This window comes from Priestia sp. FSL H7-0729 (genome assembly GCF_038005685.1).
GTDB lineage: Bacteria > Bacillota > Bacilli > Paenibacillales > Paenibacillaceae > Paenibacillus.
The window spans coordinates 305609-320082 of record NZ_JBBOTQ010000006.1 but is presented as its reverse complement, the minus strand read 5'-3'; the positions used below and the strand labels follow the sequence as shown (position 1 = coordinate 320082).

General features: G+C 47.7%; 12 protein-coding genes. 3 read left to right on the top strand and 9 right to left on the bottom strand.

The window, feature by feature from the left end; translation table 11 throughout:
- Positions 1–116: 116 nt before the first annotated feature.
- From MHH93_RS16665 to MHH93_RS16650, 4 genes are all read right to left on the bottom strand, one after another.
- Positions 117–1091 (bottom strand): metallophosphoesterase, encoded by a 975-nt coding sequence (locus tag MHH93_RS16665; RefSeq protein ID WP_500054906.1) that lies wholly within the window; start codon positions 1089–1091, stop codon positions 117–119.
- A 175-nt stretch (positions 1092–1266) separates the two neighbouring features.
- Positions 1267–2031 carry a succinate dehydrogenase iron-sulfur subunit gene (sdhB, locus tag MHH93_RS16660; RefSeq protein WP_036605794.1) on the bottom strand — a complete coding sequence of 255 codons (765 nt, stop codon included), beginning with the start codon at positions 2029–2031 and terminating at the stop codon, positions 1267–1269.
- Between the two features lie 473 nt (positions 2032–2504).
- A complete protein-coding gene (gene sdhA / locus MHH93_RS16655; RefSeq protein WP_500054905.1) occupies positions 2505–4247 on the bottom strand; it encodes a succinate dehydrogenase flavoprotein subunit in 1743 nt (580 codons plus the stop codon).
- Positions 4248–4290: 43 nt separating this feature from the next.
- Positions 4291–4959: a succinate dehydrogenase cytochrome b558 subunit gene (locus MHH93_RS16650; RefSeq protein WP_500054904.1), complete on the bottom strand. Its 669-nt coding sequence runs from the start codon at positions 4957–4959 to the stop codon at positions 4291–4293.
- Between the two features lie 295 nt (positions 4960–5254).
- Between MHH93_RS16650 and MHH93_RS16645 the strand changes: the two genes are divergently transcribed.
- Positions 5255–6178, top strand: a complete 924-nt coding sequence (locus MHH93_RS16645) for a LysR family transcriptional regulator (RefSeq protein ID WP_500054903.1) — start codon at positions 5255–5257, stop codon at positions 6176–6178.
- A gap of 59 nt (positions 6179–6237) precedes the next feature.
- Here MHH93_RS16645 and MHH93_RS16640 read toward each other — a convergent pair whose 3' ends face one another.
- Both MHH93_RS16640 and MHH93_RS16635 read right to left on the bottom strand, forming a co-directional pair.
- Positions 6238–6909, bottom strand: a complete 672-nt coding sequence (locus tag MHH93_RS16640) for a potassium channel family protein (protein WP_500054902.1) — start codon at positions 6907–6909, stop codon at positions 6238–6240.
- A gap of 17 nt (positions 6910–6926) precedes the next feature.
- Positions 6927–8246, bottom strand: coding sequence for a TrkH family potassium uptake protein (locus MHH93_RS16635; protein WP_500054929.1), 1320 nt, complete (start codon positions 8244–8246; stop codon positions 6927–6929).
- A gap of 444 nt (positions 8247–8690) precedes the next feature.
- Between MHH93_RS16635 and MHH93_RS16630 the strand changes: the two genes are divergently transcribed.
- On the top strand, positions 8691–10388 hold the full coding sequence (locus MHH93_RS16630) for a CPBP family intramembrane glutamic endopeptidase (RefSeq protein WP_500054901.1): 1698 nt from the start codon (positions 8691–8693) through the stop codon (positions 10386–10388).
- On the opposite strand, the gene uvrC is transcribed toward MHH93_RS16630, so the two are convergent.
- Together uvrC and trxA are read right to left on the bottom strand one after the other, a co-directional pair.
- Positions 10357–12444, bottom strand: a complete 2088-nt coding sequence (gene uvrC, locus MHH93_RS16625; protein WP_500054900.1) for an excinuclease ABC subunit UvrC — start codon at positions 12442–12444, stop codon at positions 10357–10359. The genes MHH93_RS16630 and uvrC overlap by 32 nt on opposite strands.
- A gap of 192 nt (positions 12445–12636) precedes the next feature.
- The gene (gene trxA, locus MHH93_RS16620; protein WP_278298389.1) at positions 12637–12954 is read right to left on the bottom strand and encodes a thioredoxin; all 318 of its coding nucleotides are present in this window, start codon (positions 12952–12954) and stop codon (positions 12637–12639) included.
- Between the two features lie 264 nt (positions 12955–13218).
- Here trxA and MHH93_RS16615 point away from each other — a divergent pair, with 264 nt between their 5' ends.
- The gene (locus tag MHH93_RS16615) at positions 13219–13374 is read left to right on the top strand and encodes a hypothetical protein (protein ID WP_017692450.1); all 156 of its coding nucleotides are present in this window, start codon (positions 13219–13221) and stop codon (positions 13372–13374) included.
- A 132-nt stretch (positions 13375–13506) separates the two neighbouring features.
- Here MHH93_RS16615 and dnaI read toward each other — a convergent pair whose 3' ends face one another.
- The gene (dnaI, locus tag MHH93_RS16610; protein WP_500054899.1) at positions 13507–14457 is read right to left on the bottom strand and encodes a primosomal protein DnaI; all 951 of its coding nucleotides are present in this window, start codon (positions 14455–14457) and stop codon (positions 13507–13509) included.
- Positions 14458–14474 lie beyond the last annotated feature (17 nt).

Sequence of the window (14474 nt, the reverse complement as noted above, 5' to 3'; positions counted from 1 at the left end):
GATGTAGCTTTCTTTCAGAAAGCTTTTAGGCGAACGCTTCGCTTCTTCACGTTATTTCTGTCCTCTCCGTTCTCGTGTAAAAAGTTTAGTTGAACTGATATGATCTCATATTCCTTTTATGTGGTTAATCCTTTAAGTTCAAAAACCGTTAGTTCTGGTCTGCACAGGAAACGAATAGGCAGTTGAGTCATGCCAAAACCACGATTCACATACACCGGCATCTGTGTCTGGGTGGTGTAATACACCCCCTGGACATCCGTGTAATACAATCCCTGCACATACTTGTGTGAACCTCGCGGAGTTGTCAGTGCCCCGATCCAGGGAAAACGTACCTGTCCACCATGGCTATGACCGGAAAGTTGCAATCCGAAACCATAGGGAGTGGCAATGTCGGCATAATCCGGTTCATGCATAAGTAACAATTTCCACACATCATGATCCAATCCCTTGATGGCTTGAGCAGGATCAGGCCTGCCTGTAAGTGCGTCATCCAGACCAGCTATGGCCAGACGTTCGTTCCCTTGTTCAATCACCACATGTTCGTTCCGTAACAATGTGAATCCAGCTTCTTGGAACATGGTTGTCACTTCATTCTCCTGTCCGCCCCGATAATCATGATTCCCCAAAACAGCAAATTTGCCATACTTCGCTTGCATGGAGGCGAGTACCGGAATACATTCGCGCATCGGCTCTGATTGCCTCTCGACGATATCTCCGGTGAAACAGATCAAGTCCGGTTGCTGCTCAGCAATCGTTGCTGCCAGCTTCTTCATCTCTTTCACCCCGGTATGAAAACCAAGATGGGCATCGCTGAACTGAACTACACGCAAACCATCGAACGCCTTTGGAAACTTCGGAAGTTTCAGCTCTACTTGCTTGATCTCCAGACGACGCGGTTCCCATAACCAGGCATAACCTCCTGTGAGCAAACTGGCACCCGCTGTCATCAAAACCATGCGCAATAAGAAACTTCGGCGAGAGGGATCATGATCCTTTTCTTCCCCAGGAAACACAGACTCTTCTGCACCTGGTGCTTTTGGCGAGCGCTGGGACGGTGAGTTGTTGCTACCCTGACGCGGTGTCTCTGCCATATCTCCCCCTCCTTCTACGCTATTAATCCATCCCCTTAGTATATCATATTCTGCATGGGTAGCCCGGTTCCTCTGCTTCATTACAAAAAGAAGCCGGGATCTCCGGCATGTTGTTGCACGGGATCACGACTTCTTCTAAGTTGCAGATTACACTTCTGCACATGTTATGACGAGATTATACACCCAACCAGCGTTTGAACATATGCTTGGTTGTTTGTTTGTTCATTTCGGCAATGGAGGTTGTCAGTGGAATGCCTTTTGGACACGATTGCACACAGTTCTGTGAGTTACCACAGCCCTCAATACCTCCGTCTTCCATCAACGCTTCCAGACGATCGTCGGCGTTCATCTCCCCTGTGGGGTGAGCATTGAACAGGCGCACTTGAGAAAGTGCTGCTGGACCGATAAAGTCTGTTTTCTCATTGACGTTCGGACATGCCTCCAGACATACACCACATGTCATGCATTTGGACAGCTCATATGCCCACTGACGCTTCTTCTCAGGCATCCGTGGACCTGGACCGAGGTCATAGGTACCATCGATCGGAATCCATGCTTTTACGCGTTTCAGGGCGCTAAACATCCGGCTACGGTCGATGACCAAGTCACGAACCACCGGGAAGGTCTTCATCGGTTCGATACGAACGGGCTGTTCGAGCTTGTCGATCAGGGCTGCACAGGCTTGACGTGGCTTACCGTTGATAACCATAGAGCAGGCACCGCAGACTTCTTCGAGACAGTTGGAATCCCAGCATACGGGAGCAATGGATTTGCCATCTGTATTGACCGGGTTCCGTTGAATCTCCATCAGGGCGCTGATCACATTCATGTTAGGACGGTACGGAAGCTCAAATTCTTCGTTGTACGAAGATGACTCCGGGCTATCCTGACGGGTGATGATAAACTTGACGGTTTTGTTGGCTGTAGCTTGTTCCGCCATATCGTAGTCCCCTCCTCTGGTGACGATGATTGGTGTTGCTGATGCGCAAAATGTTTTGGTGCACGGGAGACGCTTCGTCAGCGGAATGCCCCTCTGATCGCTGTTATCCCCGGATTTTTTTGATCAACCCTTTCCAGGGTTAAAATCCGGTGATAAAGGCGAGCGCTTCGCTTCTTCTGGGCATTTCCGCTTCCTCCGCTACGTCGTGCACTGAGTCACTTTGCTGGAAACTGCACTCCATTCATGCTGGATTGCGGTAATTTTAAATATGCAAGCTTTGCCAATGCGTTGCTTGCTTATGAACAGGTATTCCGGCTTCCTCTGCTGCGTTGTGCACACAGAGTATCTTTGCTGAGAACCTTCACTCCATCACGTTGATGGCAGTAACTTTGAAGAAGGCTCTGCTTCTCCAAAGTTCTCTTGCCTTCTGTTCAGGTGTTTAACTATTCATTGCATGAATAGTATGGTACTTCTTAATCCTTGGAGTAATCCCGGATACGTGGTGGGATCAGGGATACGTCTACTGGCTCGTACGAGATTTTCGGGCCTTCCTTCGACCAGCTTGCGATGGTCGTTTTCAGGAACTCTTCGTCATTACGTTCCGTGAATTCCGGTTTGTAATGCGCGCCGCGGCTTTCGTTACGCAGCAGTGCGCCGAGAGTCATTGCTTCTGCCAATTCAATCATGTTCCACAATTGGCGAGTGAATGCTGCGCTCGGGTTATTCCAACCGGAGCTGTCATACATGTTGATTTTGCCATAACGTTCTTTCAATTCCTTGATCTTGCCAATCGTGGCTTCAAGCTTGTCGTTGTAGCGCACAACCGTCATGTTGGCTGTCATCCACTCGCCAAGCTCTTTATGAATGACATAGGCATTTTCCGTGCCCTGCATTTTCAAGATGCCTTCATATTTGTCGCTTTGTTGTTTGGTGTGTTTCTCAAATACGGAAGAAGGGATATCTGCGGACGACTTTTTGAGTCCTTTGATATATTCAGCCGCTTTTGGTCCAGCCACCATACCACCATAGATCGCGGATACCAGTGAGTTTGCACCCAGACGGTTCGCACCATGATATTGATATTCACATTCACCAGCTGCGAACAGCCCCGGAATGTTAGTCATTTGGTTGTAATCTACCCACATGCCGCCCATGGAATAATGGACTGCCGGGAAGATTTTCATCGGGATTTTACGCGGGTCATCGCCCATGAACTTCTCATAGATCTCAATGATTCCGCCCAGTTTAACATCCAGTTCCTTCGGATCTTTATGAGACAAGTCGAGATAAACCATGTTCTCGCCGTTCACGCCAAGTCCCATATCCACGCAGACGCTGAAGATCTCACGTGTTGCAATATCACGTGGAACCAGGTTTCCGTAGGAAGGATATTTTTCTTCAAGGAAGTACCACGGCTTGCCGTCTTTGTACGTCCAGATCCGTCCACCTTCACCACGCGCGGATTCGGACATCAGACGCAGCTTGTCATCCCCCGGAATCGCTGTCGGGTGAATCTGAATGAACTCGCCGTTGGCATAATTTACACCTTGCTGATACACCGCACTTGCCGCTGTACCTGTGTTAATGACCGAGTTGGTCGTTTTACCGAAGATGATCCCCGGACCACCGCTCGCCAGAATAACCGCTTCTGCGGGGAAGGTCTGTACCTTCATCGTTTTCAGATCCTGAGCTACGATTCCGCGACATACACCTTCATCATCCAAAACGGCCTGCAGGAACTCCCAGTTCTCATATTTCGTAACCAGGCCCGCTGCTTCCCAGCGGCGTACCTGCTCGTCTAATGCATAGAGCAGTTGTTGTCCTGTTGTTGCTCCGGCAAACGCCGTACGGTGATGCTTTGTTCCCCCGAAACGACGGAAATCAAGCAAACCTTCCGGTGTCCGGTTGAACATTACGCCCATACGGTCCATCAGGTGGATGATGCCAGGTGCTGCTTCGCACATCGCTTTAACAGGAGGTTGGTTCGCAAGGAAGTCACCGCCATATACCGTATCGTCAAAGTGTACCCATGGGGAGTCGCCCTCACCCTTGGTATTCACCGCTCCGTTAATGCCGCCTTGTGCGCATACAGAGTGGGAACGTTTAACAGGAACCAGTGAAAATAAATGAACATGGACTCCGGCTTCAGCCGATTTGATCGCCGCCATCAATCCTGCGAGACCGCCGCCCACAATAATTACATTCGATGATGCCATTGCTGTTCACTCCCTTATAAGTCAGCATTTATACACTAAATGCTTAAATTAGAACTGTTTTTACTGCATCAATCATTGAAGTTGCTACCTGGAAATCAATGCTCCGGAAAGCAAATAGTGAAGCAATAAACATGATGGAAACAATTGCGAACAAGGTCATACATACATAAGAGGATACACGCTGCGCGCGCGGACCAACTGTAATTCCCCAGCTAACGAGGAACGACCACAGACCATTAGCAAAGTGATATGACGCCGCAACCACACTGATCATATATATCGCAAAGGTTATCGGATTCGTCACCGCATCATGTATGACGCCGCCAATCTCTTCATGGGATACATTACCCAGCGCAATCTGTACACGCGTTTCCCATACGTGCCAGATGACGAATACAAACGTAATGATACCGCTTATCCTCTGCAACGTGTAACGCCAGTTGCGCTCATTGCCAAAACGGCCCACGTTAGGCTTGGCCTGATAGGCAATATAAAGACCGTATACACCGTGATAGAACAACGGCAGCCAGATAAGTAACGCCTCGATCACAATAACAAGAGGCAAACCGTTCAGAAATGCAACGGCACCGTAAAAAGCTTCTTTGCCGCCTTCAACTGCTGTGAAGTTTGTCACCAAATGCTCAGCAAAGAACAGACTGAGCGGAATGACGCCAAGCAAGGAGTGCAGCTTTCTGGAGTAAAACCCTTTCATAAAATGTCGATCCCCTTTCGCTAAATACAACGTTTTCATAAATAATTTCACTTATCATGACACGAATCCTTTTCCATGAAAAGGTTCGACAAATTGTTCCGTTTTCCCCAGGTGTGAACAACTTGTGTCACGAACCATGTTACTCCTTTTTTTCTTATAAGGGAATTGCAATATAATTATTAAATGTTATAACCTATAGGTATAAGCAGTGAAACATTGGGTTTACAGGCCATACAACATGGAAAACGATTAAGCAAGGGCAAGAATCACATTCATGGAAAAGAGGTTATTGTTCATGTTTGAGGAGTTAAATGCATTTGCGGCGGTCGTGGAGCAGTCCAGTTTGAACCGCGCATCGAAGTTACTGAACTTGTCCCAACCCGCACTCTCACGCAAAATTGCCAAGTTAGAAGACGAACTTGGGGTAGCCCTCTTTCATCGTCGAGGTAAACGTCTGGAATTGACCAGTGTGGGCCAGTTCGCCTATACCTTCGCGATAGAACAGAAGCAGCAGCAACAGAGATTCCTCACCATGCTCGCCCAGTATAAAGATGAAGAACAGAGCGCCATTACACTCGGAGCCAGTCTGACGACACTTCAAACCACGTTACCACCGCTCGTCAATGCCTTCATGGAGAAACATCCAAATGCCGAACTGAAACTGTTGACTGGGAAAACACATGAGATTGTCTCGTTTGTACGTGATAAAAAAGCAGATGTGGGCATTGTCGCTTCTTCCATCAGCGAAGTAGGGCTGAACTGCGTACCGCTCTTTGACGATCACCTGGAACTGGTAGTGCCGCTCACTCACCCTTTGTCTGGCAAGGAAGCCGGAATGGAGCATCTGCAGGATCTGCCGATGATCACATTCTCCAAAGGCACCTGGTACCGCAAATTAACGGACGACCTCTTCCAGCGCTGTGCCGTGATGCCGGATATTCGCATGGAGATTGATTCCTTCGAAGCAATCATCCGCCTTCTGCCTTCCGCCAAAGCTGCTGCCCTATTACCCAAGTCTTATCTTCGTCCACAATTGCTTGCAGACAACGATCTGGTTTCTGTTCATTTGCCACAACTACAGCAGACCCGAAGAACAACCTGTATGATCTATGGGGAAAAGGAAGACCTCAGCGAGACCTCCAGACAATGGGTCAAGGAGACGGCTGCGCTCTTTACAGCAAAGGCGCCATTGCCCTCACGGAGGACTACGACGCCTTAGCATTGATCTGAATCAGCCAGGCTCCAACGCCTGGCTTCCATTTTCACTCATTATAATGATCAGCTTTCCTGGCTGATAACCTCTTCCTCAAATCGGTCAATATCTGCATTATTACCGATAATCACCATAATATCCCCCATCTGAAGTGAATCCAGAGCTGTCGGAGCGATGATAACCCCAGTTTCTTTCTGCAACGCCACAATGCTGCACCCAAAACGTACACGTGCATTCAGGGTCGAGAGTGTTTTGTTGTGCAGACAAGCGGGAACCTTCATCTCGACTATACTGTAATCGTTGGATAGTTCAATGTAATCCAGCAAGTTCGGGGTAACCAGCTGGTGGGCAACCCGAATGCCCATATCCCGCTCGGGATAAACAACACGATCAATCCCGAGCTTATCCAGTGCTCGTCCGTGAAGAACGGATATGGCCTTGGCTACGACCGTCTTGACGCCCAGCTCTTTTAACAGGATCGCGGTGAGAATGCTCGTCTGAATGTCATCCCCGATGGCTACGATACCACAATCAAAATTGCGAATACCCAGAGAGCGCAACACTTCCTCATCCGTCGCATCGGCTACAACGGCATGGGTAACCAATTCACTCATGTCTTCGACGACTTCTTCATTTTTATCGATCCCGAGAACCTCGTAGCCGAGTTCCATTAATTCCTGTGCCAGACTGGAGCCAAAACGCCCAAGCCCAATCACCGCAAACTGCTGTGTTTTCATTGTTCTTCACGAACCCCTTATCCAATAATCATTTTGCCTTCCGGATACCTGTATAACTCTTTACCCTTTTTCTGCCCAAGTGCATACGCTAATGTAATGGGTCCAAGCCTTCCTGCAAACATGGTAAAACAGATCAGGAGCTTCCCGATGGTGGTCAGCTTCAGCGTCAGTCCGAGCGATAATCCCACGGTGCCAAAGGCCGATGTCGTTTCAAATAAAATCATCATAAAACTGGCTTCTTCTGTAGTACTTAGCGCCATCGTTACGGCTATGATGAACAAGAGGGCCAGCAATGTAATGGTGAGTGCCTTGAAAATCCGTTCCTGTACGAGCCGATAGCGGAAAAACACGATATCTTCCCGTCCACGCATCATGGCGATGACCGCTCCAGCCATAATCATAAATGTCGTTGTTTTGATCCCGCCTCCGGTAGAGCCTGGTGAGGCACCAATGAACATCAGAATGATCATAAAGAACTGCGTTGCCTGTCTAAGCCCGGCAATATCTACCGTATTGGCTCCTGCTGTTCGCGGCGTAACGGACTGGAAGAATGAACCGAGAATTTTGCCACCCCAGTTCAGGCCACCCAGTGTCCGAGGATTGCTGAATTCAAATACGAAAATAACGAGTGCACCAAACACAATCAACAATCCGGTCATCAGCAATACCACTTTGGAGTGCAGAGACAGCTTCCGCGTTTTGCGGTAATCCACCAGATCTGACAACACCACAAAACCGATACCGCCAGAGACAATCAGGAACATCGCTGTAAAATTAACCAACGGATCATACACATAACCGGTCAAACTGCGGAAATCCCCAAACATATCAAACCCCGCATTGTTGAACATGGAGATCGCATGCCAATACCCATAATAGATCGCCTGTCCGACTGGCATGTCGAATGACCAGCGAATGGCAAACAGTGTGCCACATATGCCTTCGATAATGAGTGAGTAGATCACCACTTTACGAATCAGTCGGACGATGCCCTCCATCGTGCTCTGGTTCATCGCTTCCTGTAGAATCAAGCGTTCTCTAAGCGAGATACGCCGTTTGAACGCAATGGCGACCAATGTGGACATCGTCATGAAGCCCAGTCCGCCAATCTGAATCAGAATCGCAATCACAACCTGACCCAGCACCGAGAAATGAGTCCCTGTATCCACCACTACCAAACCGGTGACACAAACAGCCGAAGTTGCTGTAAAAAGCGCATCAATAAAGGCAAGACTGTCACCATTACGGCTGGATGCCGGAAGCATTAATAACAATGTGCCTACCAATATGATGCCAGCAAACCCTAACACAAGAATACGGGGTGGCGATAATCGCATCCATTGAACATTCAGTTTCACTTGAGTACTTTCCACCTCTTCTTAAATGAAAATAACTCCACACCCGTGGAGCCTTCTTCATTTGAAATGCTGTTACCAAACGTTAAACATGTATGATCCAGATTAAAACGACATATATAATGAAGTTGGAATATATTCTATTCGTTCCCTTGTTGGGCGAAAGACATGCGAATCATTGCACATTTGCTTCAAAATTATAAGCGCTGCGGCGTTTACAGACAAAACGTTTTTTGTGTAAATCGGATCGAATTCAGCCAAAAAGGGAAGAACTCAGATATGGCGACGGATGGATCAGATTCTTTCGATCCTTTTCATTCATTTTCAAGGATTTACACCAGTTTTCGTTACATGATTGGCATTCCATGCTTGCCCTGTGCTATGTTAACTTTAATATCCATATTAAATAAGGAGGAACACCATTACATGAATCCCTTAGGGCAGCCTTTGCAACTCAAGGCTAACTTCAAGCGGCTGGGGTTGCTTGCGGCGATTGGCCTGATTCTATTTTTTGTATTTCAGATCTTTCCTGCTACCTCATCGCAAACGACAGAGATTTCGTCCACGTCCTTCATAAGCAAGGAAGAAGCGACACAATCCGCACGATCATTCGCAGCTTCTGTGGATGACTATACACTGCCAAATGATGGCGGAAAACCCCTGGTAACCTACCAGACACATTCCGATATCTACGGATATATGGCCAAAACCAAACAACTTGATACCTATAATCAGAAATGGGAAACAAGCTATCCTTACGATGTATTCCGCGTCCGTTTGCCTGATCAGGACAGGGGCGGTTATCTTAATGTTGACGTACATATGAAAACAGGAAAAGTGGTTGGCTTCAAACGGGAACTGCCTTCTTCCCTTTATACCGCTATTGAGGCGGAACAAAGCACCGGCAAGGTGACCACATCGCAAGTGCTTGCCGAAGGCAATATTTCCCTGGAAGAGAAAGAACGGCTGGCAGCTGGCGTTCTGACCGAATTCGGTTATGAAGTGCCAACACTTCAACTGGATACTCGCGATGGTGAAGCCGGACTGAAGTATACAGATTCTGCAAAAGCCATCGGAGACTCCAAGCTTGAACTGAATTTTACGTTTGAAGAGGGTGCGGTACGATCGTTCGATCCTGGCTTTTCGGTACCTGAATCCCATACCGACTATGTAAAAGCTCAGACGAGCCAAGCCAACTGGATGACTTATGGCGGCTATGCATTCCTGACCTTTGTTCTGGGCGTGCTGGCCATCATCTATAGCATCCTGACCCGCGCACATACGTCGTTCAAACGAGGGATTATTCTCTCCCTGGTGTATTTCGCAGCTTCGGTAATTGGTACACTGAACATGATTCCACTCTTCCAGGCACAAGGGCTCTCCAACTTCATGTTAGCATTCCTGATGTTAATACAGGCGGGTATTACACTGGTTATGAGTGCAACCATCTATCTGTCCCTCGTTGCCGGTGACGGCATGTGGCGTAAAATAGGTCTGAACCCGTGGCCTCGTGCCAAAGAACCGGGATACGGAAAATATGTACTCCACAGCATGGTTGCTGGTTACCTATGGGCATTCATTCTACTGGGTGTGCAATCCATCCTGTTCTTCATTCTGGAGCGAAGCATCGGCACATGGTCAACAACGTCAGCAGATCAATCTACATTTAATATGTCCTATGCCTGGCTCTTCCCGATCATGGCCTGGATGGCCGGTATTGGTGAAGAAACGGTCTATCGACTGTTCGGCATTCGCATGATGCAGAAGATTGTGCGGAACACGTTTATTGCCTGTCTGATTCCAACCATCATATGGGCACTTGGACACACATTGTATCCAATCTATCCCGTAATCACCCGGCCCATTGAGCTGATGGTGATTGGACTTCTGTTCAGTCTGATCATGCTGCGTCACGGCTTCATTGCCGTTGTATTCGCGCATGTAATCTTCGACAGCTTGCTGATGGGACTCAGCCTGGTCTTTATGGGCGATGCCCTGAATATGACTGCTGGACTCTTCTGGATTGTTTTGCCGGCCATTGTTGGATATGTGGTCTACAAATTCAATCCAAAACAAAAAGAGAAGCCGTATGTTACGACTCCTCATCACGAAGTGCTGCAATAATCTGATTTGCCAACTTGTCACCAATAGATAGAGGCCGGAAGTCTTCGACGCTGGCCTCTTTTATTTTGCGCAAAGAGCCAAAATGCTTCAACAGCAGCTTACGCCGCTTCTCACCGATCCCTGGAATGGCATCCAAACGTGAAGTCACCATCGATTTACCGCGCTGTTCGCGGTGGAACGAGATGGCAAAACGGTGGACCTCTTCCTGTATCCGCTGTAACAGGTAGAATTCCTGACTATCCCGAGGCAGGGAGATGACTTCCGGTGGAGTACCGATCATCAACTGTGAAGTCTTATGCTTCGCATCCTTCACCAGTCCGCATACCGGGATAAACAGCCCCAGCTCATTTTCCAAAATATCGACCGCAGCCGAGATCTGTCCTTTACCACCATCGACCACAATCAGGTCAGGCTGGGTCAGGTTTTCTTTCAGTACCCGCTCGTAACGGCGACGGATGACTTCTCTCATGGTTTCATAATCATCCGGTCCTTCAACCGAACGGACCTTGTATTTCCGATATTCCTTCTTATCCGGTTTACCATCCGTAAATACAATCATGGCAGATACCGGGTTCGTTCCCTGGATGTTCGAGTTATCAAATGCTTCAATACGGTGAAGCTGATCCAGTCCAATATATCGGCCTAGCCCTTCAGCAGCTTTGGATGTCCGTTCTTCATTTCGCTCAATTAGGCGGAACTTCTCTTCCAGCGCCACACGTGCGTTATCCACAGCCATCGTAATCATCTGCCGTTTCAATCCACGTTGCGGAATGAGCACTTTAATCTCCAACCACTCCTGTAAAGCAGCAGCGACCTGCGTTGGGTCCTCCAGACCTGCCGGAAGTTTCTCAGTTAGTGCAGATGCATCCGTTATTGAAGCATCCTCTTGCATGCTCTCAGGTTGCTCACCTTCTGTTTCAGCGGAACTTCCGTAAGCTGCACGAGATTCAGCAACCAGTGATTGGGAAGTGATCGTTTGCTTCACTTGTCCCGTCTGTTCGGACTCCACTGTAACAGCGGCAGATACTGCTCCGTCTGCAACAGCTACCGAACCCTCACTATCTCGATCTTCAGCGAAGTCTTTAGGCATTTCCGGCAACAAAATTTCTTGCGGCAATGCTGGATTATCGCTGTAATACTGCGTCACGTAGGAAATAAAGTCACTGTACGCCTCACCGTAAAACGGGAAGGTTGATACGTGACGTTCAATCATTTTACCCTGACGCATATATAGAATCTGGACACACATCCAGCCTTTATCAATGGCAAAACCAAATACATCACGGTCTCTGGCATCGGCCATCGTAATTTTCTGTTTTTCCATCATTGCATCGATGGCGATTACCTGATCGCGCAGCTCCTTGGCACGTTCAAAATAAAGATCCTCCGCAGCCTCTTGCATCTTACGCTGCAAATCCTTCTTGATCTCTTCGTGACCACCACTCAGAAATGAACCTATCTCTTGTGAAATCTGGTCGTACTGCTCCTTCTCCACTTCCTTCACACAAGGGGCAAGACACTGTCCCATGTGGTAATACAGGCACACTTCTTTGGGCATTACACCACATTTGCGCAGTGGATACATACGATCGAGCAATTTTTTCGTTTGGTGTGCCGCATACGAGTTCGGATAAGGCCCGAAGTATTTGGCTTTATCTTTCAGCACTCGCCGGGTTACTTCCAACCGGGGGTGCTTTTCATTTGTAATTTTAAGATACGGAAATGTCTTGTCATCCTTGAGCAACACGTTGTAACGTGGCATATGTTTCTTGATCAAGTTACATTCCAGAATGAGTGCTTCCATATTACTGCCTGTCACGATATATTCAAAATCACGGATTTCGGACACCAGACGCTGCGTCTTTCCGTTATGACTGCCGATAAAATAAGAGCGTACGCGATTCTTTAGCACTTTGGCCTTACCTACATAGATAATCGTGCCTTCACTGTTCTTCATCAGGTAACACCCAGACATATCTGGCAACAGAGCGAGCTTGTGGCGAATCTGCTCCAATGCCTTCTCCTGATCCTGCAGTTCATTCATGAATTGATCCATAATTCGGTGTATCCTCCTTCCCGAAAAAGCTGAAATCCTCGCCTTAGAAAAATTCACACAAACGCTACGATAACATGTAAATTTCCAGTTTCATTTTATATAAATAGTATACTTTATATTGTCCTATATAAAGGTATTCGACGCAAAACGCCCCCGGCATGTAAACCGGAGGCGTATGTGTAAGCCTGTAACTTATTGGTGTTTTGCGATAATTCCTTTGAGTGCATCTTTCGAGTTCAGACCAACCACTTTATCTACTGGTTGACCGTCTTTGAAGAAGATCAAAGTTGGAATGCTCATTACGCCAAAGCGGGAAGCAGATTCCGGATTTTCATCCACGTTAACTTTAGCAATTTTCACTGCATCGCCAACTTCTGTGGACAGCTCTTCCAGGATTGGAGCGAGCATTTTACAAGGACCACACCAAGGCGCCCAGAAATCAACAAGAACCGTTCCTTCGCTTTCTACTTCAGCGTTGAAGGATTGATCGGATACGTTAACAATAGCCATGAAATTGTCCTCCTTATATATACTTACGGTTTATTTTAACCTGTAACGTCGTGAACGACACTCCCAGTATAACACAGGTACGTCAAACTTGTGAATTGAACGCTGCAATGTTCATCTTCCCAACATCAAATCTTCACAATTATAGAAGTTGGCATGCCAACTTCAAAATCTTTACAAACGCTTTCTTTTCCAAGTATACTAAAATTACTCCGGGTTTCAGCCCCCATACGGGCAAGCTGTCATTCCCCATAAGGAGGCAATAACATGGATGCAAATGTGCGGATCAGCGACCCGCGTGAACATGTGAACGAGGAACCCCGCAACGATCTATTTGATCTGATCGCGGGTGTTGCCGGCATGGCCGGCCTGATGACAGTGATCTTTTTCGGTATGGTTATCTTCAAATTCCTCACCGAATAGGACACTCACAGGTCTCACGCAGGACCAGAAAAGCCCGGTTTTCGCGACAATGCGAAAGCCAGGCTTTTTTTGGGACTACTTATTGATTGAAAAGAAAGTACATGTTGACGATCAGACCCATAGATTAACCGATTAACGTTTGCCTCGCTGATTCTCACCCCGAACGGAGATGACATCCACGAATGGACGAATCCGGTCCATGAGACGCTGGCCTTTATTCATTTCCTCGCCGTCCCGGTTGGTGAAGCTAAGATGTTTCTCCAGCCCATCCAGATTGTAATTGGACGTATAGAACGTTGGTTTGCGATTCATCCGATAGTTCAGAATGGACCCCATCACATGATCCCGAACCCAAGGGTTCAGATTCTCTGCCCCGATATCGTCAAAGATAAGCAGATCACAACTTTTCAGAATATCTGTCATTTCCTTCAGCTTCTGCCCTTCACTGATCATGGATTTCAGATCCTCCACAAAGTCAGGCATATAAATAATGACACCCGTGTGTCCTGCAACCGCCAGTTCATGCAGCAGGTAACACATCAGAAACGTCTTGCCTGTTCCGAACGTCCCTTCCAGAAACAGTCCTTGCGGAGATAATCCGTTCTCCTTGGTCTCCCTAATATAACGAAGCACCTGATTCACTGCCGGAGCACGCATGCGATCCTTGCCCATGATCTCCACATCGTTGTATCCGGCACTGAGCGCACGCTCATCCACATAGAAACTGCGAATGCGTTGCTTAATGATATGTTCATTTTGCCGGGCGACATGTTTGGAACAAGGTGCTTTTATATCTATAATTTCGGGTTTACCGTTAAAATGTTCTACTTCCAGTTTGCAAAAGTGACCCTGAAAATCGTTAGGACAGTTGTCGAGTCCCGGACAATTCGCACAGTTCTTAGAGTCTTTAGCATACTGAAACAGCTTGCTCAGATCGGTCATGAGCTGTGCATCTTGCAGTTCAGGATGACCTGCACGGAATTCGCGTACGTACTGATTTTCCATCAATTCCGCCGCAATCCGCCGCGATTGCTCACGAAAGGCAGGGTTCAGCTGCTGAAGCAGTCCTCCCAAGGATTCCATGGCTTCAAGCCCCCTTA